Origin of the sequence: Acinetobacter sp. 8I-beige (assembly GCF_902505955.1) — a bacterium.
Lineage (GTDB): Bacteria > Pseudomonadota > Gammaproteobacteria > Pseudomonadales > Moraxellaceae > Acinetobacter > Acinetobacter johnsonii.
The window spans coordinates 1-23,660 of the sequence record NZ_LR732792.1 but is presented as its reverse complement, the minus strand read 5'-3'; the positions used below and the strand labels follow the sequence as shown (position 1 = coordinate 23,660).

General features: G+C 41.5%; 19 protein-coding genes, 1 tRNA gene, 1 rRNA gene and 1 pseudogene. 2 read left to right on the top strand and 20 right to left on the bottom strand.

The features are described 5' to 3' along the window. Positions 1–131: 131 nt before the first annotated feature. Positions 132–1,586 carry an RNA polymerase factor sigma-54 gene (locus GVX98_RS10455; protein WP_004984164.1) on the bottom strand — a complete coding sequence of 485 codons (1,455 nt, stop codon included), beginning with the start codon at positions 1,584–1,586 and terminating at the stop codon, positions 132–134. A gap of 325 nt (positions 1,587–1,911) precedes the next feature. On the opposite strand from GVX98_RS10455, the gene GVX98_RS10450 reads away from it, so the two are divergent. Beyond that, positions 1,912–2,466: a DJ-1/PfpI family protein gene (locus tag GVX98_RS10450; RefSeq protein WP_159128040.1), complete on the top strand. Its 555-nt coding sequence runs from the start codon at positions 1,912–1,914 to the stop codon at positions 2,464–2,466. A 61-nt stretch (positions 2,467–2,527) separates the two neighbouring features. Here GVX98_RS10450 and GVX98_RS10445 read toward each other — a convergent pair whose 3' ends face one another. The 6 genes from GVX98_RS10445 to GVX98_RS10420 form a co-directional block, all read right to left on the bottom strand. Further along, a complete protein-coding gene (locus tag GVX98_RS10445; protein WP_159128039.1) occupies positions 2,528–2,839 on the bottom strand; it encodes an ankyrin repeat domain-containing protein in 312 nt (103 codons plus the stop codon). A 49-nt stretch (positions 2,840–2,888) separates the two neighbouring features. Continuing rightward, positions 2,889–3,722 (bottom strand): hypothetical protein, encoded by an 834-nt coding sequence (locus tag GVX98_RS10440; RefSeq protein ID WP_159128038.1) that lies wholly within the window; start codon positions 3,720–3,722, stop codon positions 2,889–2,891. Positions 3,723–3,821: 99 nt separating this feature from the next. Further along, positions 3,822–5,171, bottom strand: coding sequence for an aromatic acid/H+ symport family MFS transporter (locus GVX98_RS10435; protein ID WP_159128037.1), 1,350 nt, complete (start codon positions 5,169–5,171; stop codon positions 3,822–3,824). 480 nt (positions 5,172–5,651) lie between these two features. Continuing rightward, positions 5,652–5,766 (bottom strand): 5S ribosomal RNA (gene rrf / locus GVX98_RS10430). A gap of 293 nt (positions 5,767–6,059) precedes the next feature. After that, positions 6,060–7,430 (bottom strand): Na+/H+ antiporter family protein, encoded by a 1,371-nt coding sequence (locus GVX98_RS10425; RefSeq protein ID WP_058868765.1) that lies wholly within the window; start codon positions 7,428–7,430, stop codon positions 6,060–6,062. A 101-nt stretch (positions 7,431–7,531) separates the two neighbouring features. Then, positions 7,532–8,416: an alpha/beta fold hydrolase gene (locus GVX98_RS10420; RefSeq protein ID WP_159128036.1), complete on the bottom strand. Its 885-nt coding sequence runs from the start codon at positions 8,414–8,416 to the stop codon at positions 7,532–7,534. A gap of 116 nt (positions 8,417–8,532) precedes the next feature. Here GVX98_RS10420 and GVX98_RS10415 point away from each other — a divergent pair, with 116 nt between their 5' ends. Beyond that, positions 8,533–9,018: a DUF4442 domain-containing protein gene (locus GVX98_RS10415; RefSeq protein WP_159128035.1), complete on the top strand. Its 486-nt coding sequence runs from the start codon at positions 8,533–8,535 to the stop codon at positions 9,016–9,018. 50 nt (positions 9,019–9,068) lie between these two features. Here GVX98_RS10415 and GVX98_RS10410 read toward each other — a convergent pair whose 3' ends face one another. The 13 genes and pseudogenes from GVX98_RS10410 to GVX98_RS10350 all read right to left on the bottom strand — a co-directional run. Further along, positions 9,069–9,425, bottom strand: a complete 357-nt coding sequence (locus tag GVX98_RS10410) for a hypothetical protein (protein WP_004692761.1) — start codon at positions 9,423–9,425, stop codon at positions 9,069–9,071. 149 nt (positions 9,426–9,574) lie between these two features. After that, positions 9,575–10,114 carry a hypothetical protein gene (locus GVX98_RS10405; RefSeq protein WP_004692762.1) on the bottom strand — a complete coding sequence of 180 codons (540 nt, stop codon included), beginning with the start codon at positions 10,112–10,114 and terminating at the stop codon, positions 9,575–9,577. 323 nt (positions 10,115–10,437) lie between these two features. Continuing rightward, positions 10,438–10,998 (bottom strand): hypothetical protein, encoded by a 561-nt coding sequence (locus tag GVX98_RS10400; protein ID WP_004692763.1) that lies wholly within the window; start codon positions 10,996–10,998, stop codon positions 10,438–10,440. A gap of 82 nt (positions 10,999–11,080) precedes the next feature. Next, positions 11,081–15,280, bottom strand: coding sequence for a DNA-directed RNA polymerase subunit beta' (rpoC, locus tag GVX98_RS10395; RefSeq protein ID WP_159128034.1), 4,200 nt, complete (start codon positions 15,278–15,280; stop codon positions 11,081–11,083). 173 nt (positions 15,281–15,453) lie between these two features. Beyond that, positions 15,454–19,542 (bottom strand): DNA-directed RNA polymerase subunit beta, encoded by a 4,089-nt coding sequence (gene rpoB / locus GVX98_RS10390; protein ID WP_010325733.1) that lies wholly within the window; start codon positions 19,540–19,542, stop codon positions 15,454–15,456. A gap of 301 nt (positions 19,543–19,843) precedes the next feature. Next, on the bottom strand, positions 19,844–20,209 hold the full coding sequence (gene rplL / locus GVX98_RS10385) for a 50S ribosomal protein L7/L12 (protein ID WP_004692767.1): 366 nt from the start codon (positions 20,207–20,209) through the stop codon (positions 19,844–19,846). Positions 20,210–20,257: 48 nt separating this feature from the next. Next, positions 20,258–20,764 carry a 50S ribosomal protein L10 gene (rplJ, locus tag GVX98_RS10380; protein WP_010325732.1) on the bottom strand — a complete coding sequence of 169 codons (507 nt, stop codon included), beginning with the start codon at positions 20,762–20,764 and terminating at the stop codon, positions 20,258–20,260. 298 nt (positions 20,765–21,062) lie between these two features. Then, complete coding sequence (gene rplA / locus GVX98_RS10375) at positions 21,063–21,758, bottom strand: 50S ribosomal protein L1 (RefSeq protein WP_004978645.1); 696 nt, start codon at positions 21,756–21,758, stop codon at positions 21,063–21,065. 3 nt (positions 21,759–21,761) lie between these two features. Further along, positions 21,762–22,190, bottom strand: coding sequence for a 50S ribosomal protein L11 (gene rplK / locus GVX98_RS10370; RefSeq protein WP_004668262.1), 429 nt, complete (start codon positions 22,188–22,190; stop codon positions 21,762–21,764). A 118-nt stretch (positions 22,191–22,308) separates the two neighbouring features. Further along, complete coding sequence (nusG, locus tag GVX98_RS10365; protein ID WP_004692772.1) at positions 22,309–22,842, bottom strand: transcription termination/antitermination protein NusG; 534 nt, start codon at positions 22,840–22,842, stop codon at positions 22,309–22,311. Between the two features lie 7 nt (positions 22,843–22,849). Beyond that, positions 22,850–23,290 carry a preprotein translocase subunit SecE gene (secE, locus tag GVX98_RS10360; protein WP_004692774.1) on the bottom strand — a complete coding sequence of 147 codons (441 nt, stop codon included), beginning with the start codon at positions 23,288–23,290 and terminating at the stop codon, positions 22,850–22,852. A gap of 76 nt (positions 23,291–23,366) precedes the next feature. Next, positions 23,367–23,442, bottom strand: a tRNA-Trp gene (locus GVX98_RS10355). A gap of 48 nt (positions 23,443–23,490) precedes the next feature. Further along, positions 23,491–23,660, bottom strand: a pseudogene (locus GVX98_RS10350) (elongation factor Tu); the annotation flags it as partial.

The window sequence follows — 23,660 nt, the reverse complement described above, 5'->3', positions numbered from 1 at the left end:
CCAAAACGATTTAATGACTGCAAAACAACCAACGCGCATAGAAACATCAAATCATTTTAGCCATTCCTTAAAGAAAAAAGAGGTTCATTATGTTGTCATAATGAACCTCTAGAATAGTCAGATTTTAAATTTTAGATCAAGACTTTTCGTTCAGAAGATGACGGAATATGTAACGATTCACGATACTTTGCCACTGTCCGACGCGCTACATCAATTCCATCGTCCTTTAACAGATTGGCAATTGCGTTATCAGACAAAGGCTTACGTGCATTCTCTTCAGCAATCAATTTTTTAATCTTGGCGCGAATTGCAGTTGAAGATGCTTCACCGCCTGACGTAGTCCCCACATGGCTTGAAAAGAAATATTTCAACTCGAACAAGCCGCGTGGCGTCAGCATATATTTGTTGGTGGTCACCCGAGAAACGGTCGACTCATGCAATTCAACTTCTTCTGCAATATCTCGAAGTACCAAAGGCTTCATCCCCTCAGCACCAATTTCTAAAAATGCACGTTGATGTTCAATGATACACGTCGCCACTTTCAGTAAAGTTTTATGACGTTCATCGACACTTTTAATAAAGTTTTTCGCATCCAACATTTGATTACGTAAGTATTGATTATCTTCACTTTGATCAGCACGCTTAATCATATTGGCATAAAACGAGTTCACACGAAGTTTCGGCATCACATCAGGATTTAAAGCCACTTGCCATTGTTCATTTTTCTTCATTACCACGACATCTGGAATTTGATAATCCGAGTCTTTATCTTCAAACTCAAGCCCTGGATGCGCTTTTAGCGTTTTCAATAAATCAACTGCACACTTGAGCTGCTCTTGATTTAAACCCGTTTGTTTAATCAGTTTCGCCAGTTCATTGCTGATCAATAGTTCATAGTTTTTCAGCAGATTCATGGCATCATTTCGACAAGCGGTCTGCGTTGGTAAGGCTTCCAACTGCACCATTAAACACTCTGCAAGATTCCGGGCCCCAACGCCAAGTGGGTCTAAACGCTGAATATGCTTGAGCACCACAACCACTTCGTCATCTTCAACTTCATCGTCATAGTCCATGCTTGTTAAAAGATGTTGAACTGAAGTCGTTATTTCTGAAATATCACTGTCTAAAAAACCTTTATCGTCCAAAGAGTCAATAATGCAATAAGCAATCAACATATCTACTTGTGAAAAATGCAACAGATTGATTTGCTCGAGCATATGCTCTTTTAAGCCCAAATGACCTTGACGATTATCCTCTCGCTCTTCAAATTCTGCTGCACCCAAACTGGTCGGTTGATGGGTGTAAACATCATCCCAGTCGGTATCGACCGGTAAATCATCGGGTAAATGATCTGCATTGAGTTCGTTGGTTAAATCCTTCTTATCCTGTTCTTGCTCTTGCACACTGGATAAGCTTTCGATAGATGACTGTTCTTCTACTTTTTCTAAGAGCGGGTTACTGTCGAGTTGAATCTGAATTTCTTGTTCAAGTTCAAGGCTCGACAATTGAAGCAATCTAATAGCTTGTTGTAATTGGGGGGTTAACGACAAAGAGTTCGAAACTTTCAATCCAACCGATAACTTCATAAAACTCTACTCATCAATACAACTATTTTTAAAGCACGCTTTATAAGCAATTTTTGTGCCGTTTTATTTTTTATAGCATAGAAAATTTAAAAAACCTACATTTTTTGAGCAGATTGTTTTTCATTTCCTGCCTAGTTTTAGATTTTATGGATATATTAATGCATATCAATTATTGAAAAGGATCATTAAGACCTTCACACAGTCTAAAGTTACACGAAACACTACATCGGCTACTTTCACTTACTTACAAGAGTCCGTTAAATCAAAACATCGGTATCATTCTGCTTTGTTAGGCTAAAGCATAGACATTTTTTAGGTGATTTACATGACTCAAAAAGTATTGTTCATAACCTCAAATATAGGCGTAGAGCATGATGAGCTAATTGATCCTCTCCATTTTCTACAGTCCAAAGGCATAGAATGCATTCTTGCCGCGATTGAAGCTCGTGATGTTCGAACTGTCAAAATGGACTCAGACTCGGCAGCAAGCTATCCTCCAGACGTCGATTTGGATCATGTTCATTATGACGACTACGGTTTACTGATTATCCCTGGCGGTGCAGTTAATGTTGATCTATTACGCCACCATCCTAAAGCGCTCGAAATTATCCAAAGTTTTAGCAACCAAGCCAAACCAATAGCTGTGATTTGTCATGCGGCTTGGGTTTTGATTAATGCTGAACGGATTCAAGCTAAACAACTGACTTCGCATCAAAGTATACGACTCGATCTGGAAAATGCAGGTGCTATATGGGTCGATGAAGCCGTTCATAAATGTGATGCAGGTGGTTGGACGCTCATCAGCTCACGTAGTTCAGAGGATCTTCTCGCTTTTAATCAAGCGATATTAAAAGAACTTGAATCCAATTCGTCCATTTAAGATGCCATAAAATAAAAAGAGCCTGATATTGAGCAGGCTCTTTTTATTCATTTTTTAAAAGTTACAGACTTTTTAAGTATTCAATAATTTCTACTTGTTCCGCCATTTCAGCCAGTTGAAGCGCAGTATATTCACCTTTGTAGTGGACATTCGCACCTTTTTCAACCAGTAGTTTTACCACATCTAGATAGCCATTTTCAGCCGCCGCTTGGAGGGCGCTATAACCGTCATCATCGGTGGAGTTCACATCTACACCATCGGCGAGACTTTTTTCCACTTCAGTAAGTTCACCTAAAGATGCCCAATACACCAGTTCAGGTAAATGCAGTTCATCATCGTTTTCAGGAATTGGGGAGAATGAGGTAAGTTTCATAAATGTCAAAGCTCTTCAGTTTATCTAAATTATAAAATTAAATAGCATATTAAACCGTATCACTATCAATTTTTTCTGGAACATCAAGCACAGCGTGTATCCTTTTCTTATGTTTTGGCAACTCCGCAAGTTGTAGAAGCTGAGCAATAAATATTTCACGCTTCCTTCTACTCACATGTTCTTTATTAAAAGAGTTATCAAATATGAAATCAAAAAAGTTTACTATCATAAATATTGTATATTTTAATATATAAAATAAACCAAACAAAGAAAGACTTACAAGCAATACCACAAGAAAAGATTCCAATATTTCTATCGAATCAAAAATATCAAAAATATACTCAATATTAACACCTGTTGAAATTAGCATCGCTGTAAACAAAGCAACAAGCCCCATAAACATCGCTAATATACGATTCTTAGAATCAGTTGAAAAAATAAAGTCAAAAAACTTTTCTCTACTAAATTTTTTCCCACTATATTTAGAGTGAGTTATATAATATTTTTCTAACTTTTCAACCAAAGCTAAATATTCCTCTCTAGGTACTGCTAAGAAATCACGAAACCACCTCTTTTTAATCTGGAACAAAGATAGATTTTTATTTTTATAAATTTTTTGAAATTTTAGCTTAACGATTTCATTCCTTTGCCGCTCAACGGCATAGAATAGATAAAGAACTAATACTTCTAATAGCAATATTAAAGACATATAGAGTTTTTCAAACTCTTTATTTTCCACATTCAAGACAAAAAGCCAAAGAATAATACCTAGCAAAAATAAACTCAAAGAAATAATTAGCCATACAAATAAGGAATTTTTTAGTACCCATACCTCATGATATGATTCGAAGTCCTGAAAATATTTTTTAATTAAATAATTCAATAAATTTTTTCCAAATAATTATGTTTTTCTTATTCTTATCATATTCTTGATCGTCAGAGAAGCCTCCCTCCTTATGGAGGCTTCTTTTAATTTCATATTTTAAGCTTTCGAAATCGCAGGCTGACTTGCACCAATCTTTTCAGATTCATCCTCATGCATAATCAGTGCAACCGCAATAGCAGTAACCAACACAGGTAAACCCACTGCAATAAAGTTAAAGTGTGCAGGCAAATTCATTCCCAACAAACTACCAATTAAAATTGGTCCAATGATTGCCCCCATACGACCAATCGCAGACGACCACCCAATCCCCGTTGAACGAACAGCAAGCGGATAGTACTGAGCGACATAGCTATAAAGCAGCATTTGCGAACCAATTGATGCAGCACCCGCCAAGAATACTAAAATATATAAAAGGAATTGATTCGATTGAAAGCCCATCAAGCTCATTACAACAGCACCCATCATGCCCAAGCACATCAGTACAGGTTTCAAATGGAAGCGATCAGCTAAGATTCCTCCACCCACAATACCAATCACAGCACCAATGTTCATCACCATCATAAACATCAAGCTATTGTCCATTGAGTAGCCTGCCGCCATCATTAACTTCGGCAACCAACTGCTTAAAGCATACATAGTCAATAAGCAGGTGAAGAATGCCAGCCAAAACAACAAGGTATTTACCGCACGCCCACGCTTAAATAAGCTCACAACATTTGCAGACTCTGGCACATCAACCTGATGCAACTCAAAAGTTGTATCTTCTTTTACTGTCACCGTTGGTGCTAAGCGACGAACAATTTTACGTGCTTCCGCCTGACGGTTTTGTTGCACAATAAAAGTCAAAGACTCGGGCAAAAACTTCCAAATAATAGGTAATAACAACAAAGGAATACCCGCAATAAAGAACATAATTTGCCAACCAAAACTTGGAGTAAACCACACACCTAGCAATGCAGCCATTACACCACCCACAGCATAACCACTAAACATTGTGGTTACTAAGGTACTACGCATTTTTTGTGGCGCATATTCAGATGTCAGCGCAACAAGGTTTGGCATTACCCCACCAATTCCTAGTCCCGCAAGGAAACGTAGAATCGCAAATTCCGTTGGGTTTGATGCAAAACCACCTGCACAGGTAAGCCCACTAAAAAGCACAATACAGATCATAATGACTTTTTTACGGCCAATTTTATCTGCTAAAGAGCCAAATATCATTGCACCAAACATCATGCCGGCTAGGGCAGTACTGGCAAGCATACCCGCCTGCACAGCACTTAAGCCCCAGTCTTCCATTAATAATGGCAATACCACACCATTAATTGCCAAATCATAACCATCAAATAAAATAATTAGCAAACACCAAGCAACAACTTGAAAATGGAAACCGGAAAATTTTGCACGATCAATAATATCATTCACATTCACTGCTTTAGCTGACATTATTCACCTCTTATGAGCTATTGTTTCATTGCACTTTAACTAGCGCCCTTCAGTTTTTATAATGTGCTAATTCAGCCCAAACAGAAGTCATTCACCAAAGTAATTTGGTGTTATATTCACACAATTTATAGTGATATAAAAATTCAACATTAGTCTAAATAAATGATTTAATTCGCATTAAAAATAAATAAAACCAACCATTAACACTTGACTTTTTGATATAAAATAAAATAAAAATTAATAATAAAAACCTAATTTAAATTAGATATAAATATGATACTTAATTCATAACTAAAAAATTAAATAGATATGGAAAGTTTCATTTAAATAATAATTATGGCTATTTAGAGCATTTTATTTAATTAAGATAAACGCCAAAGTACGTAAGATTCCTACCTTCATCTTTCATTATTATCTTTTTTATCTTCCTGCATAAAAAAATCCCCCTCAGCTATAAGCGGAGGGGGATTTGAATTAATGAGCTGGCGATGACTTACTCTCACATGGATAACTCCACACTACCATCAGCGCTAAGAGGTTTCACTTCTGAGTTCGGGAAGGGATCAGGTGGTTCACTCTTGCTATTGTCGCCAGCACAACTGTTTATGACTATTCGTTGGGTCTTATTTACACATTGTGTATGCCTAACTTTCATCNATAATAATAATGTATTTTAAATACTATTTTTAAGTAATTGTTTTTAATTGATTTAAATATTAAATATACTGTTTTAGTTGGTTTTTAATTAATAACGGAAAATCAAAATAAATATATTTTAATTCCAACCTTTTTAATCCGAATTAACATTATAAACCCGATTATTTTAATCTGAATAAATAATAAAAAAGGCGATTTAAAATCGCCTTTTTATAATCATTGGATTTTTAATTACAACACCATGGCCGCAATCCAACCGAAAATCATGAGTGGAATATTAAAGTGAATAAAGGTCGGGATCACACTGTCTTTCATGTGATCATGCTGACCATCCATATTCAAACCCGAAGTCGGTCCCAAAGTGGAGTCAGAAGCTGGAGAACCCGCATCACCGAGTGCCGCAGCCGTACCAATAATCGCAATGGTTGCCGCTGGACTGAAACCAAACTGGATACACAAAGGCACATAAATAATTGCTAAAATTGGAATGGTAGAGAACGAAGAACCGATTCCTAAAGTAATCAGTAAGCCAATCAATAGCATCCAAAATGCAGCAAGTCCTTGGCTAGAACCAATCCATTGCACTGATGCTTCTACCAATGCTGGCACTTGATTGGTCGCAGAAATAACAGATGCAAAACCTTGTGCTGCAATCATAATGAAACCAACTAATGCCATCATTCGCATACCGCTAATAATCACATCATCTGCTTCTTTCCATTTAAAAATGCCCGCACAGCTCAAAATCGCAACACCAACCAAACCAGCTAAAATCATGGAGTCTGATGCAATTTGCACCCAAAGCGTAGCAACTACCGCAATGAGAGCCATAGATAACGTAAACTTTGAAATTTCGGGCTTAGACTTCTCACCCGTGATATCAAGTTCAGAAGAAATACTTTGCTGCACTGGTTCCACATGCACTTCTTCGTATACACGTTTCTTTCGGTAACTAAAGAATACAGCAACCAATAAACCGACAAACATACCAGAAACAGGAATGGCCATTGCTGAAGGGATATCGGCATAATTGATTTTAAAACCGTAGGGTTGCCCAAAAGTATTAATATTTTGACCTAAGATGTCATTCAGGAAAATCGCACCAAATCCAAATGGTACCAGCATATAAGTGGCAACCAAGCCAAAGGTTAGAACACAAGCAATTAGTCGACGATCTAACTGAAGATGGTTAAACACACTTAATAAAGGAGGAATCAGGACTGGAATAAACGCAATATGCACAGGAATGACGTTTTGTGAACAAATGGCTGCTAACGCGACGGTTATAAAAATCAGATATTTAACCCGATTTTGCGCTTTTTCATTGCTCGAACCTTTCAATGTTTTAATAAGCTTATAAGCCAACAAGTCAGGTAAACCTGAGCGTGCCAAAGCCAAAGCAAATGCACCTAAAACCCCGTAAGCCAACGCAATTTTTGCGCCGCCCCCAAGTCCATTGTTAAATGCTTCGAGGGTACCGTGTAGCCCTAAACCAGCCAATAAACCACCTGTGACAGCACCAATAATTAATGCAAATACTACAGGCACACGAGCTAATGAAAGTCCAAACATGACCCCAATAGCGGCAAGAATTGCGAACATAGTGAAAAGAGTGACTTGGAAGAAAGGCGCATTTTATCAGAAAATAACCAAAAAATTCTGCCCTTACAGGTCGCTAGCGCCTTTCTCTTTCACAGATCATTTCAGCTGGCTTCAACACAACGCCAGTTTTGAACAAACCTTTTGATTTCTTTAGCAATTACCTCAGGCTGGCTCAAGATTGCCCAGTGGTTGGCATTTACATTCACCCGTTGAAAATCCTCGACCCACTTCGGCATTTCATCGATTAACGCTGGACTCACAAACTGATCTTGCTCCAATACAATCGCTAGTACGGGACAAATTGCAAAGCGTTCCCGAGGTTTCGTCAGGCGTGGGATAAAGTTCGCGCGGTAGAGCGCAACCCCGTGCTTACCATCGGCAGCAATGTGATGATTCAGCGGTAAGTCTGAGCGTCCTTCTAAACGCGATAAAACTTTGCCCCAATGCTCGGGACTAAAAAACTGCCATACGGTTGGTGCTAAAAAAGGCAACTGAAAGGCCGCAATATACCAAGACTTCGTTAACTGCTTAAAAAATTGAGGCTTATGTTGTTTGAACTGTTCACGCATCCAAAATGCGGCATGGTCTAAACATGGGCCTGAAATGGTGGTAAATGACAGCATACGCTCTCTAAATTTTGGCTCAGTCGCGGACTCCCATGACTGAATCGACCCCCAGTCATGCGCAACCAGATGAAAACTACGCTGCGGAATCACACTATTCACCACACTTTCCAAATCAAGCGATAGCTGAGGCAAGGCATAGGCCCGTGTACGACGCGGCACACTCGACATACCTGCACCGCGAACGTCATAGGTTACAATATAATAATCTTGCACCAAATGCCCAATGACAGGCTCCCAAACCTCTTGATTATCTGGATAGCCATGCACCAAGACCAGCACAGGATTGTTCGCATTGCCCCATGTTTTCACATAAAGTCTTTGCTGATCTGTGGTTTGTACCCAGTAACTTTGCTGCTCCATATTCAGCTCCTTATTGTTATTGACTGTTTTTTATACTTTAGTGGCAAAACGATCAATGCCAATTAATTTGATCTTCTCTAGTATGGATAGAAGTTCATCAGATACCATTGACCGAAATGAGCATTTTAAAAAAACTTGTGACACAGCCGATTGTCGCGAAATACTTTCTCAATCATTTTGCCCCCTTTAAAGGTGCAGGGATTCAAATTGAAAAATTTGACCTTAAACACTACCACATTCGCGTCAAAATGCCCCTCACTCGACAAAACCGAAACATTGTCGGCGTACATTTTGGCGGGAGCTTATATGCAATGGTCGACCCGTTTTATATGACCCTACTGATGCACCACTTAGGCAATAAGTATATTGTCTGGGACAAAGCCGCCTCTATCCAATTTCTCAGCCCAGGGCGAAGTACAGTCTATGCAGACTTTCACCTCGATGCCCAAGAAATCGCGACTGTGAAACAACTGGCCGACAACTATGCCCCCGTACATCGTATTTATACCTTAAATATTTATGATGAAGCTGGCGTTCGAATTGCAGCAGTGGAAAAGACTTTATATATCCGTCGTAAAAAACCTAAACCCGCACAGCTATAAAAAAAGCACTTCCATGAAGTGCTTTTTTTTGGAAATTTGAACTTAAAACATTATTTACGTTCTTCAATTGCAGCGCCTGCACCACCGCCGATGGCACCACCAATGGCTGCTCCGGTATTACCACCAAACACGCTTTTACCCACTGCTGAACCAATCGCACCGCCAACACCACTGTAGGTTGCACTACGGTTTGAGCCACCTTGAGCTTTACTGCCCACAGCTGCACCAGCACCACCACCAACGGCTGCACCTACACCGCCACCGAGGCTATTCCCCGCAGCACCACCTACTGCGCCGCCTAAAGCCGCTGTCCCAATACGTTGCTCAGAAGCGCTCATATTTTCACAACCTGCCAACAGCATCGTCGAAAGAGATGCCACTGCAATAATGCTCATATACTTTTTCATGAGATTTGTCCTTATTGGCTATTTCTTACAGCATAAAAGATCAGTATGAACTTAAAACTCGTAAAATGTTACGATTACAGCTGCTATTGCTGAAAATTTGTAAGCAAGAAGCCCTCCTTAGAGGGCTTTATACCGTATTCAACTCAAGCTTATTCAGGCTCTTTCACCACAACCACATCTTTGGTGGTGGTGCCATTTTCTTGGAGCACCGCACGCGTCACACTTTCTTTACTGTTTGGATCTTTCACTTGATCCAGTTTCAGCTCCTTACGTACAGGTTGCTGCCCTTTCTTAAACTCAATCCCTTGTGCATCAACTTGCTTACCTTCTGCAAGGACAACACCACCTTGACTCAAGGTCGATTTCACTTCAACTTTGGATGTCGGAACAATCACGCTACCCTTTTGCACAATCGGTGCCGACATTTTTTTATCTGAAAATTGGCTGGCATTTTCCTCGAGAACCACTTCACGTGCCACAATATCTTTACCGCCATTTTTCACTTCAAAAATAGTCGCTTCGGTCGTCCGCACTGGGTCTTGACCCGCGACACTGCGAATAATCTGTGTTTTGACAATCGGTACAACAGCCTTATCCTCCACGGTGATGGTATTCGGCATCGGTGCTGCCATCGTTTGGCTCACAAATGCGAAGATGCTTAAGCCCAATAGTTTTGATGTCAATTTCATGTGGAACCACCTCTATTTTTTAATCGTTAATGAAGTAAGGAGATTTGTGTACTTATATTTTTAATATAGGAAAAATGTGAAATTTATAAAAGCTTAAATCCTCTTTTGTAACAAAAGGACAAAAAAAAGCCACTCGAAGGTGGCTAAATCAACGAAATGGTTTTTGTGAAATTTTGACTTTGATTGCATCTTTACCTGTTATAAAGTGCCCTAATCAATGATCCATAACCGATTTAAACGCATTTCATTTTTCTACATTGGATTTATATAAACTTTCTTTCACATTAACTCCAAAAGCTTAGGTTTTAAACCGCGCAGTGGTTTTACTGGCCATATCTTAATTTTTCTCTCATAAAATCATATGCCCCATAACCTGATATGAAGATTGCTAACTGACTAAATATCAATAAAAAACTAAAAAACAACTCACCGAAAATAATGCCCAGTTTATATTGATATAAATTCTGAAACAGGTAACCATTCCGACCTAATCCCACAGTCATATCGTGTTTAGAAAAATGCCATTGCATCATCGAAAAGCTAAAATAAATCAGCCCAATGAACAATATTCCTATAATTAAGCCATCCCAAAACTTAAATTGCGCAATGCGGGGAATATTTTCACGCTCTTCTTGCCAAATCATCCAGAATAAAACAGCAGCCCAGATTGTACTAAATACAGAAAAATAGGCAGTAAGCGCTACGGTATAAAAGGGAAATGGCCCAGAAATGCCCGTATTAATATTTAGTTCTTGTGTGATGAAGTGCCATACCGCATGTTGCCAGTGCATTTCAGGCTGTGGAGCCAAAAACATCATAAGCAAAGCTGGAAGGAACATAACTGTCAGTAAAACAATTACGATCTGTCTAATTTGAAACGCCATTTCTAATATGTATAGACTTAATTATCATCAGTATATAAAAAAGCCACCCGAAGGTGGCTTTTTAATGCATTTAAAGGGCTAATTACAGACCGTTAAACTCATCGCTAAATGCTTGGCTTAATGCTTGATCCACATCAGAGAAGTCATTTACAAGCTCATGCTCTGCAGCTTCAGCTTCTTGACGACGACGTTCTAAGTGATACGCAAGACCAGTACCTGCAGGAATCAAACGACCTACAACCACGTTCTCTTTCAAGCCACGTAAATCATCTTCTTTACCTGTTACAGCCGCTTCAGTTAACACACGTGTGGTTTCCTGGAACGATGCAGCAGAGATGAACGAGTCAGTAGAAAGCGATGCTTTCGTAATACCCATCAATTGACGTTCAAACTTCGCAGGGAACTTGTTTTGCGCAAGAACAGCTTGGTTCTCTTGCATCACACGGATGTAATCCACTTGTTCGCCTTTGATGAAGCTTGTATCACCGCCATCAGTGATATCAACTTTACGCAACATTTGACGTACGATGACTTCAATGTGCTTGTCGTTGATTTTTACACCTTGCAGACGGTATACGTCTTGAACTTCGTTCACGATGTAGTTGGTCAGCGCAACTTCGCCTTTCAAGCGTAAGATGTCATGTGGGTTCTGTGGACCATCAGAAACAGTCTCACCACGGTTCACATGTTCGCCTTCGAACACGTTCATGGTACGCCATTTTGGAATCAGTTCTTCGTAAATCTCAGAACCATCATCTGGAGTAATTACTAAACGGTTCTTACCTTTAGTCTCTTTACCAAAGCTTACAACACCTGAAATTTCAGCAAGAATCGCATGCTCTTTCGGTTTACGTGCTTCGAACAAGTCAGCTACACGCGGTAGACCACCGGTAATGTCACGCGTACGTGAAGTTTCTTGAGGTACACGACCAATAACGTCACCCACACCAATTGTTTCGCCATCACGGACAGAAAGAATCGTGTTTTGTGGTAGGAAGTAGAACTGCTCACCACCATCCGTCGTATCAAGAACAACCGCAGGACGTAAATCTTTACCAGACGCAGGACGTGCAGTCACAGGTAAGATTTCAATCGTCGTCATACCCGTTGCATCATCAGTCTTCGAGGTAACAGTAACGCCATCAGCAATTTGGCTGAAACGTACTTTACCTGCAACTTCTGTTACAAGTGGGTGGGTGTGCGGATCCCAAGTCGCCACGATACCGCCAGCTTCCACAGATTCGCCATCTTTCAAGATGATCGACGCACCGTATGGAATTTTGTAGCGTTCGCGTTCACGACCTAAATCATCCGCAATACCGATTTCGCCTGAACGAGAAGTCGATACCAAGTGACCTTTGGCATGTTGTACTGTTTTCACATTGTGGAAACGTACAGTACCTTTGTTACGTACTTGTACGCTGTTTGCAGCAGACGTTCGGCTTGCAGCACCACCTACGTGGAAGGTACGCATTGTTAACTGTGTACCCGGCTCACCAATCGATTGTGCAGCCATAACACCCACAGACTCACCAGGGTTCACCTGATGACCACGCGCAAGGTCACGACCATAACATTTCGCACATACACCGAATGTTGATTCACACGCAACCACTGAACGTACTTTAACTTCATCGACACCTTGCTCTTCTAGGAAGTTTGCAAGTTTCTCATCAATCAAAGTGTTACGTGGCAGGATAACGTCGTCAGAACCTGCTTTCTTCACATCTTCAGCAACTACACGGCCCAGTACTCGAGTACCTAAGTTCTCGATCACGTCACCGCCTTGAATGAACGGAGTCATTACAAGACCGCCCAAAGTACCACAGTCAGGTTCAGTAATTACCAAGTCTTGCGCTACGTCTACAAGACGACGTGTCAAGTAACCAGAGTTTGCTGTTTTCAGTGCTGTATCGGCCAAACCTTTACGTGCACCGTGTGTTGAAATGAAGTACTGAAGTACTGTCAAACCTTCACGGAAGTTCGCTTTAATTGGAGTTTCAATGATCGAACCATCTGGTTTCGCCATCAAACCACGCATACCCGCTAACTGACGAATCTGAGCTGCCGAACCACGGGCACCTGAGTCAGACATCATATAGATCGAGTTGAATGATTTTTGCTTCTCATCTTCACCCTGTTTGTTTTTAACAGTGGTAAAAGACAAGTTGTCCATCATCGCTTTCGCTACTTGGTCGTTGGTACGTGCCCAAATATCGACAACTTTGTTGTAACGTTCGCCCGCAGTTACGAAACCTTGTTCGAACTGTTGCTCAATTTCACGAACTTCAACTTCTGCTTTTTCAATAATTGAGTACTTCGCAGGTGGAATCACCATGTCTTCCATACCAACCGATACGCCTGAACGTGTCGCTTGACGGAAACCTAAGTACATCAATTGGTCAGCAAAGATCACTGTATCTTTAAGACCTAATTTACGGTAGCAAGAGTTAATCAATTTAGAGATGTTTTTCTTGGTCATCTCAACGTTGATTTGTTGGAAATCCATACCTTCTGGCACAACTTCCCAAAGTAAGCAGCGACCTGGTGTGGTATCCACAACAATGGTTTGCTGTTCACGGTTACCATTTTCATCAATCACAGTCTGGTGTACACGTGCTTTTACGCGAGCGTGTAAATTTACCTGACCTGTTGCAAGTGCACGGTTAACTTCGTGAGTATCTGCAAACACCATGCCTTCACCTTTGGCATTGATCGCATCACGAGTGATGTAATACAAGCCTAAGACAACGTCCTGAGACGGTACGATGATTGGTTCACCGTTCGCTGGAGACAAGATGTTGTTGGTCGACATCATTAACGCACGCGCTTCTAACTGCGCTTCAAGTGTTAATGGTACGTGTACCGCCATTTGGTCACCGTCGAAGTCGGCGTTAAACGCAGCACAAACGAGTGGGTGAAGACGGATCGCTTTACCTTCAATCAGGATCGGTTCAAATGCTTGAAGACCCAAACGGTGAAGTGTAGGCGCACGGTTCAACATCACTGGGTGTTGACGAATCACGTGAGCAAGAACGTCCCAAACTTCTGGCGTTTCGCGCTCAACCATTTTCTTCGCAGCTTTAATGGTTGTTGCTTGGCCAGATGCTTGTAGTTTCGCGAAAATGAATGGCTTGAATAATTCAAGTGCCATTTTCTTCGGAAGACCACATTGGTGCAAACGTAAAGTAGGACCTACAGTAATTACCGAACGACCTGAATAGTCAACACGCTTACCAAGTAAGTTTTGACGGAAACGACCTTGTTTACCTTTGATCATGTCAGCCAAAGATTTCAATGGACGCTTGTTCGAACCCGTGATTGCACGACCACGACGACCGTTATCAAGCAATGCATCGACAGACTCTTGTAACATACGTTTTTCGTTACGTACGATAATGTCTGGCGCTGCAAGGTCAAGAAGACGCTTCAAACGGTTGTTACGGTTGATCACACGACGGTAAAGGTCGTTCAAATCAGAAGTCGCGAAACGACCACCTTCAAGTGGTACTAACGGACGAAGATCTGGTGGAAGTACTGGAAGTACATTCATCACCATCCATTCTGGCTTGTTGTTTGACTCTTTAAACGCTTCCATCAACTTCAAACGCTTAGACGCTTTTTTAAGCTTAGTCTCAGACGTTGTGTTTGGAATTTCTTCACGTAAACGTGAAATTTCGTTTTCAAGATCGATGTCTTTTAACAGGTCTTGAACGGCTTCTGCACCCATTTTCGCAGTGAATTCATCACCGTGTTCTTCTAAAGCGTTGAAGTATTCTTCATCGTTTAAAAGTTGGTATTTCTCAAATGGAGTCATACCCGGGTCAGTTACTACGTAAGATTCAAAATACAATACACGTTCGATATCACGTAAAGTCATGTCTAATAATAGACCGATACGGCTCGGAAGTGATTTTAAGAACCAAATATGTGCAACTGGAGAAGCCAGCTCGATGTGACCCATACGCTCACGACGAACTTTCGCAGTTGTTACTTCAACGCCACATTTTTCACAAATGACGCCTTTGTATTTCATACGCTTGTATTTACCACACAAGCATTCGTAATCTTTGACTGGGCCAAAAATTTTGGCACAGAATAAACCATCACGTTCTGGTTTGAACGTACGATAGTTAATGGTTTCAGGCTTTTTAACTTCACCATGAGACCATGACTTAATCATTTCTGGTGACGCAAGACCAATACGGATGCGATCAAACTCAACTGGAGCATGACCGTCTGAATCCGTCTTTTTGCGCATGATATCGAGCAAGTCTTTCAATTTTTTTCTCCGTGTGTTGTGGAGACTTTCACTACACAACTGGGTCACAAATATTGTTTTTACTGAACAATCCTCCCTCAATCCCTCCTTTTTCTAAGGAGGGAAGCTCCTACTCTTTTAAAGTGGGAACTCCCCCTTTCTCAAAGGGGGTTGGGGGGATTAAATGGAACTAATTAGTCACCATTTTTCAGTTCAATGTTGATACCTAAAGAACGGATCTCTTTGGTCAATACGTTGAACGATTCAGGCATACCTGGATCCATATAATGGTTACCATCTACAATGTTCTTATAGATACGGGTACGACCTTCAACGTCATCCGACTTAACAGTAAGCATTTCTTGAAGCGTGTAAGCTGCGCCATATGCTTCAAGCGCCCAGACTTCCATCTCACCGAAACGCTGACCACCGAATTGTGCTTTACCACCAAGCGGCTGTTGAGTTACTAATGAGTAAGAACCAGTAGAACGCGCGTGCATCTTGTCGTCTACCAAGTGGTTCAGTTTCAACATGTACATGTAACCCACAGTTACAGGACGGTCAAACTGTTCACCTGTACGACCATCATACAATACTGTTTGACCAGTACGTGAAATGTTCGCAAGCTCTAACAAGTCTTTAATTTGAGATTCTTCAGCACCATCGAATACCGGCGTTGCAAGTGGAACACCCGCACGTAAGTTACCCGAAAGCACCAAAATTTCATCATCAGTTAAGCTATCAAGATCTTCTTGCTCGCCACCAACTTTGTTATAAATCTTGTCTAAGAATCCACGAAGCTCAAGTACAGTACGTTGCGCTTTTAACATCTTGTCGATTTCTTCGCCAAGACCTTTCGCTGCCATACCTAAGTGAGTCTCTAGAATCTGACCCACGTTCATACGTGACGGCACACCCAGTGGGTTCAATACGATGTCGACTGGAACACCATTGGCATCGTGCGGCATGTCTTCAACAGGTAAGATGTTAGAAACAACACCCTTGTTACCATGACGACCCGCCATCTTATCACCCGGTTGGATACGACGTTTAACAGCCAAGTAAACCTTAACAACTTTCAATACACCTGTTGTTAATTCATCACCTGTAGAAAGTTTGCGTTTTTTCTCTGCAAATTTCTCATCAATTTCGAAGCTCTTCTCTTTCAAGAACACTTGAATTTGAGTTAAACGCTCTGCAATAGCTTCATCAGTCGGTTGGATTTCAAGTAAATCAACCAACTCTAAACCAGATAATACGTCTGCAGAAAGCTTATCGCCACGCTTGGTTGTACCACCACCGTTAGACTCTTGACCTGTCAACAAACGAACAATACGTTCACGTGCTGCTTCTTCGAAGATTTTGTATTCTTCTTTCAAGTCTTTACGATATGAATCTAGCTGAGCTTTTTCAATTGCTTGCGCACGTTCGTCTTTTTCAAGACCGTCACGTGTAAACACTTGAACGTCAATCACTGTACCTTTGGTACCTGATGGAACACGTAAAGATGAGTCTTTTACGTCAGCTGCTTTTTCACCGAAGATTGCACGAAGCAATTTTTCTTCTGGTGTTAACTGCGTTTCACCTTTAGGCGTTACTTTACCTACAAGGATATCGCCCGCAGTCACTTCAGCACCGATATATACGATACCTGATTCATCAAGCTTAGACAGTGCAGCTTCACCTACGTTAGGAATATCCGCAGTAATTTCTTCTGCGCCTAACTTCGTATCACGAGCAACACATGATAATTCTTGAATATGAATTGAAGTCAAACGGTCTTCTTGAAGTACGCGCTCTGAAAGTAAGATCGAGTCTTCATAGTTGTAACCATTCCACGTCATGAATGCAACGCGCATGTTTTGACCGAGTGCAAGCTCACCGCCATCTGTTGATGGACCGTCAGCCAATACATCACCACGACCGACTTTATCACCAAGTTTCACAAGAACTTTTTGGTTAATACAAGTGTTTTGGTTCGAACGTGTATATTTGATCAGGTTATAGATATCTACACCTGCCTCGCCTGCAACCATTTCGTCTTCGTTGACACGAATCACGACACGTGAAGCATCGACAAACTCGATACGACCACCACGACCCGCAATCACACACACACCAGAGTCATGCGCTACATTTGCTTCCATGCCTGTACCTACAAGCGGCTTGTCAGCAATCAATGTAGGCACAGCTTGACGCTGCATGTTTGAACCCATCAATGCACGGTTGGCGTCATCGTGTTCAAGGAATGGAATCAGTGATGCAGCAACAGAAACAACCTGCTGTGCAGAAACGTCCATATGCGTCACTTTTTCAGGCGGCATACGTACGAAATCACCTTGGTGACGTACAGAAACAAATTCTTCTGTTAAGTTACCGTCTTTATCTACGCCAGAATCGGCCTGCGCAATCACAGTACCTACTTCTTCAATTGCAGATAAATACTCAACTTCATCCGTTACACGACCATCAACCACTTTACGGTATGGTGTTTCTAAGAAACCGAAATTGTTACATTTCGCATAAACAGAAAGCGAGTTGATCAAACCAATGTTTGGACCTTCCGGCGTTTCAATTGGACATACACGACCGTAGTGAGTTTGATGTACGTCACGTACTTCAAAGCCCGCACGTTCACGTGTCAAACCACCGGGACCAAGTGCCGACACACGACGCTTGTGCGTAATCTCAGATAATGGGTTGTTTTGGTCCATGAACTGAGATAATTGGCTTGAACCAAAGAATTCTTTGATTGCAGCAGCTACTGGTTTCGCATTGATCAAATCTTGAGGAGACAAGTTATCTGTTTCAGCTTGGCTTAAACGCTCTTTAACAGCACGTTCTACACGAACTAGACCAACACGGAATTGGTTTTCAGTCATTTCACCTACTGAACGCACGCGACGGTTACCCAAGTGGTCGATATCGTCGACTTCACCTTTACCGTTACGGATTTCAACCAATGTTTTGAGTACATCAGTGATATCTTCGTTCGACAAAATGCCTTCAACTTCACGAGACTTCTGGTCCGTACCCACTTCGTAAGGACGACCCAAACGACGGTTGAACTTCATACGACCTACTGGAGAGAGGTCATAACGTTCAGAAGAGAAGAACAAGTTGTTGAATAAGTTTTCAGCCGCTTCTTTCGTTGGTGGCTCGCCTGGACGCATTACTTTGTAGATTTCTACCAATGCTTCTTCACGACCTGTCGTGGTGTCTGCACGTAAAGTATCTGCAACGAATGAACCACGGTCGATGTCATTGGTGAATAGAATGTTAAATTGTTTAACACCACCTTCAGCCAATTTCACCATCACTTCATGGCTTAACAAGGTATTTGCTGCAATCACATCACCATCTTTAAGTGGGATGTCTTCTGCAGTAATACGCTCGTACAAGTACTCATCTGGCACAGAAAGCTTTTCTAGGCCAGCAGCTTCCATTTGACGCACATGACGCGCGTTGATACGCTTGCCTTGCTCAACAATGGTTTTGCCATCATTGTCTACGATGTCAAATTGTGCCATTTCGCCACGCAAGCGTTCTGGAACAAGGTCAATCTGGTAGCTACCCATGTCTAGGTATACAGGCACTTTTTCATAGAACAAGTCTAAGATTTGCGCATTGTTATAACCCAAAGCACGCAGAACCACAGTCGCGAGTAATTTACGACGACGGTCAATACGCACAAATACAAGGTCTTTAGCATCAAATTCGAAGTCCAACCATGAACCACGGTAAGGAATAATACGCGCAGAATAAAGCACTTTACCACTAGAGTGGGTTTTGCCTTTATCGTGGTCAAAGAACACGCCTGGTGAACGGTGTAATTGAGATACGATTACACGCTCAGTACCATTAATAACGAATGTACCGTTATCGGTCATGAGTGGCATTTCACCCATGTACACTTCTTGCTCGCGCACGTCTTTAATTGATTTAGTTTCGCGATCTTTTAAGATCAAACGAATTTTTACGCGCATTGGTGCTGCATAAGTTGAGCCACGAAGAATACATTCGCGTACATCAAACTCAGGCTTACCAAGACTATACTCAACAAATTCTAAAGCAGCATTGCCAGAATAACTTTCTATAGGAAAAACTGAACGAAACGCGGCTTGCAGACCGATATCTTCGCGGTTTTTTGGTGATTTGCCATCTTGTAAAAATGTTCTGTACGAGTCGACTTGAATCGCGAGCAAGTACGGAGCATCCATAACACTAGGCAATTTACCAAAATTCTTACGGATCCGTTTCTTTTCGGTATATGAGTATGCCATCTGGAGTCCTCGGAAAGTAAACCGAGCCCGCCTGCAGAACGGGCTCAGAAGGAATTACGCAGGCCGATATGGCCACCACTTTTTACAAATGCTGCAATTTTCAGTGGTATTGAAACGCTTACCAATATTTTTAAATTTGAAAAATATTGGTAAGCGTTTGATTCTTTTCTTTATTTTAATTTGATGGATTTTCCACCAAGCAAACAAAAATCGAGCCGATTATTGTAACGCAAAAAGGCTGATGACCCAAGAGCCATCAGCCAATTTTTGGGGTGAAATTAATATTCCCCCCCTGGTAACATTACTTAATAGTAATAGTAGCACCAGTTTCTTCAAGTTTTTTCTTAAGTTCTTCAGCTTCTTCTTTAGAAACTGCTTCTTTAAGAACTGAAGGAGCGCCTTCAACCATATCTTTAGCTTCTTTCAAGCCAAGACCAGTGATTTCACGAACTGCTTTAATCACAGCTACTTTGTTCGCGCCGAAAGAAGTCAACTCAACGTTGAATTCTGATTGCTCTTCAGCAGCAGCAGCAGCAGGACCTGCAGCTACAGCTACAGCAGCAGCAGATACGTTGAATTTTTCTTCGAAAGCAGAAATAAGTTCAACAAGTTCAAGAACAGTTTTTTCAGCAACTGCGTTTAAGATTTCTTCGTTTGTTAAAGCCATGAGAGTAACTCCAAATGGGTATTGAATGATGTGTGTTTAAGTTTGAGCTTATGCAGCTTCTGACTCGTTTTTCTCTTGAAGCGCTGTAAGTAAGCGACCCAATTTCGAAATAGGAGCTTGAAGAACGTTTGCAAGCATAGTAAGCGCTTTCTCTTGGTTTGGAAGATTCGCGATAACGCTAACTTCTGCGCCTTGATAAAGTTTGCCTTCAAATGCAGCAGCTTTAAGTTCAAATGCTTTGTTAGTTTTCGCAAATTCTTCGAATAAGCGTGCCGCAGCACCCATATCATCTGCAGAAGTTGAGAAAGCTAAAATTGTTGGGCCAACAAGGTTGTCGTTCAAGATATTGAATGGAGTATCTTGAAGAGCGCGTTTAGCCAAAGTATTACGTACAACACGTGTAGCAACACCTAACTTACGAGCTTCAACACGAAGAGCAGTTAATTGCTCAACAGTTAAACCTTGGTAGTCAGCAACAACAGCAGCAAACGCAGTAGAAGCAACTTCAGTTACTTCAGCAACGATCTGTTTTTTGCCTTCGATAAGAAGAGCCATTGTAAAACCTCCTAACGGTGATTTATGTACTTACGCGAAGTACACTCCCAATTCGCAAGTTCATCACTGAACTTACACGCGGAGGATGAACAAATCACACCACCGCGTCTACTCAGGCTGGGAAATTAAGAAAGTAATCGAAATTACTCTCGCCTGAGGTCTTTGACGCTGATAAATCTACATTTACCAATTCAAAGTTTGCCTAAGTTTGCAATATACGACAGAGCGTTTCTTGCGTAAAAATCAAAGCAGCGCTTTGATTTTTACTCAGGGCTTTAAAATTCTGTCTAAGTTAAACTTAGTTAGAAACGTTGCTTACATCAACAACAAGACCAGGACCCATAGTTGAGCTCAAAGTGATCTTTTTGATGTATACCCCTTTAGATGTCGCAGGCTTTAACTTTTTCAAGTCTGCAATCAAAGTTTCAACGTTTTGACGAACAGCTTCAGCAGAGAAATCTACTTGACCGATCGCAGCGTGGATAATACCCGCTTTGTCTACACGGTAACGTGCTTGACCAGCTTTTGCATTTTTAACTGCACCAGCTACGTCAGGAGTTACAGTACCCACTTTAGGGTTTGGCATTAAGCCACGTGGACCAAGAATCGTACCCAACTTACCAACAACGCGCATTGCATCAGGAGCAGCAATCACTACGTCAAAGTCAAGGTTACCCGCTTGAATGCTTTCAGCAAGGTCATCAAAACCAACTACGTCCGCGCCTTCAGCTTTAGCAGCTTCAGCAGCAGCGCCTTGAGCAAACACAGCTACACGTACAGTTTTACCAGTACCTGCAGGAAGTGTAGTCGCGCCACGAACAACTTGGTCAGATTTACGAGGGTCAACACCTAGGTTTACCGCAACATCCAAAGATTCTTTGAATTTCGCAGCAGGAAGACCAGCAAGAACAGCTACTGCTTCTTCTAAAGTGTAAACTTTGTTTGCTTCAATAGCAGCAGCAATGGCTTTTTGACGTTTAGTTAACTTTGCCATGTCTTATAGCTCCACTTCCAAGCCCATAGAACGTGCAGAACCAGCGATGGTACGAACACGTGCGTCTAAATCAGCACCAGTTAAATCTGGTTCTTTAGTAGTCGCGATTTCTTCCAATTGAGCACGAGTCAACTTACCAACTTTAGTTTTGTTAGGTACAGCAGAACCCTTTTGGATACCAGCAGCTTTCTTAAGAAGAATAGATGCAGGAGGAGTTTTCATGATGAATGTGAACGACTTGTCGTTGTACACAGTGATCACGACTGGAATTGGTAAACCAACTTCAAGTTTTTGTGTCGCAGCATTGAATTCTTTACAGAATGCCATGATGTTAACACCACGTTGACCCAATGCAGGACCAATCGGTGGAGATGGATTCGCTTTACCAGCTGGAACTTGCAGCTTGATATAGCCGTCAATCTTCTTAGCCATTTCAAATTACCTCTGGGTACAAACGCCGATGAAGGCTCCCCAATTTCTAAGTAACGATACCGTTACAACAACAATGCCTGACTTATAAATAAGCCAGGCGTTTTTCAACCACTTCGAATTAAACTGATTTTTCGACTTGGCGAAATTCCAGCTCAACCTGAGTTGGTCGATTAAATACATTAATGGTCAACGTTAAACGTGACTTTTCGTATAGAACTTCTTCCACCACACCTTTAAAGTCTGTGAATGGACCGTCAATTACGAGTAATTCTTCGCCTGGTTCAAACATCGTCTTCGGACGTGGTGCTTCACCAGTATTGCGTACACGCGCAAGAATCGCATCTGCTTCACGTTGGGTAATTGGCGCCGGTTTCTCAGCCGTACCACCAATAAAACCTAAAACTTTTGGACATTCTTTAACAATGTGCCAAGTTTCATCATTCATTTCCATTTCGACCAATACATAGCCTGGAAAGAACTTACGTTCAGATTTACGTTTCTTACCATCCTTCATTTCTACCACTTCTTCGGTAGGAACAAGGACTTCACCAAAGCTATCGGCTACAGCGCTACGCTGGATTCGATCATTAAGTGAACGCATCACTTGTTTTTCATAACCTGAATAGGCATGAATAATGTACCAACGTTTCATAGCTCTCTTACCCGATAATAAACTTCATTAACCAGCCCAAAATGTAGTCAAAACACCATAATAAAATGGATGCAACAACTACAACCGCAAGCACCTGCCAAGATGTGGTCATGGTCTCTTGCTTCGTTGGCCAAGTCACTCGACGCAGCTCAATTCGTGAGTCTTTCAACAAACGAGCAAAGCCTTTGCCTTGATGGGTGGCGTATAATAAACCGAATGCCACGATGATACAAGCCAAAATTACCCCAACGCGCACCCAGATATCGTTGGCTGGTGCCCAATACGCTGGTAGGTGTTGATTCACCATGGTCGCACCAATTAATAAAATCAATGCGATAATCCATAAGACGACGTCTAGGGGAGAACCAGATTTAACTACTTCAGCAGAATTATTTCTTTGAGGGATTGCCGCGTCGCTTTGTGCGTCGCGTAATTTTTCATTCGACATTTTTGTACTCGTCGTAGGTTTCGCGACTTATTATATGACCAGTTTTGCCGACATCAAGCGTCTTTTATAAAAAAGTTGGCAGGCCAGGAGGGACTCGAACCCCCAACATTCGGTTTTGGAGACCGACGCTCTACCAATTGAACTACTGACCTGCAAAACAAATTGGAGCCGAAACCCCAATTTGTAATTTTATTTTATAATTATGCAGTTACTTTAGCAACTACACCAGCACCAACTGTACGACCACCTTCACGGATCGCAAAACGTAGACCTGGGTCCATTGCGATTGGGTGGATTAATTCTACTGACATTTCTACGTTGTCACCAGGCATAACCATTTCAACGCCATCTTGTAATTTGATCGCGCCAG

Excerpts from the sequence above, each read along its gene's own strand:
- GVX98_RS10455 (WP_004984164.1), bottom strand. The coding sequence starts at position 1,586 with ATGAAGTTATCGGTTGGATTGAAAGTTTCGAACTCTTTGTCGTTAACC.
- GVX98_RS10450 (WP_159128040.1), top strand. The coding sequence starts at position 1,912 with ATGACTCAAAAAGTATTGTTCATAACCTCAAATATAGGCGTAGAGCAT.
- GVX98_RS10445 (WP_159128039.1), bottom strand. The coding sequence starts at position 2,839 with ATGAAACTTACCTCATTCTCCCCAATTCCTGAAAACGATGATGAACTG.
- GVX98_RS10435 (WP_159128037.1), bottom strand. The coding sequence starts at position 5,171 with ATGTCAGCTAAAGCAGTGAATGTGAATGATATTATTGATCGTGCAAAA.
- GVX98_RS10425 (WP_058868765.1), bottom strand. The coding sequence starts at position 7,430 with ATGTTCGCAATTCTTGCCGCTATTGGGGTCATGTTTGGACTTTCATTA.
- GVX98_RS10420 (WP_159128036.1), bottom strand. The coding sequence starts at position 8,416 with ATGGAGCAGCAAAGTTACTGGGTACAAACCACAGATCAGCAAAGACTT.
- GVX98_RS10415 (WP_159128035.1), top strand. The coding sequence starts at position 8,533 with ATGAGCATTTTAAAAAAACTTGTGACACAGCCGATTGTCGCGAAATAC.
- GVX98_RS10410 (WP_004692761.1), bottom strand. The coding sequence starts at position 9,425 with ATGAAAAAGTATATGAGCATTATTGCAGTGGCATCTCTTTCGACGATG.
- GVX98_RS10405 (WP_004692762.1), bottom strand. The coding sequence starts at position 10,114 with ATGAAATTGACATCAAAACTATTGGGCTTAAGCATCTTCGCATTTGTG.
- GVX98_RS10400 (WP_004692763.1), bottom strand. The coding sequence starts at position 10,998 with ATGGCGTTTCAAATTAGACAGATCGTAATTGTTTTACTGACAGTTATG.
- rpoB (WP_010325733.1), bottom strand. The coding sequence starts at position 19,542 with ATGGCATACTCATATACCGAAAAGAAACGGATCCGTAAGAATTTTGGT.
- rplL (WP_004692767.1), bottom strand. The coding sequence starts at position 20,209 with ATGGCTTTAACAAACGAAGAAATCTTAAACGCAGTTGCTGAAAAAACT.
- rplJ (WP_010325732.1), bottom strand. The coding sequence starts at position 20,764 with ATGGCTCTTCTTATCGAAGGCAAAAAACAGATCGTTGCTGAAGTAACT.
- rplA (WP_004978645.1), bottom strand. The coding sequence starts at position 21,758 with ATGGCAAAGTTAACTAAACGTCAAAAAGCCATTGCTGCTGCTATTGAA.
- rplK (WP_004668262.1), bottom strand. The coding sequence starts at position 22,190 with ATGGCTAAGAAGATTGACGGCTATATCAAGCTGCAAGTTCCAGCTGGT.
- nusG (WP_004692772.1), bottom strand. The coding sequence starts at position 22,842 with ATGAAACGTTGGTACATTATTCATGCCTATTCAGGTTATGAAAAACAA.
- secE (WP_004692774.1), bottom strand. The coding sequence starts at position 23,290 with ATGTCGAATGAAAAATTACGCGACGCACAAAGCGACGCGGCAATCCCT.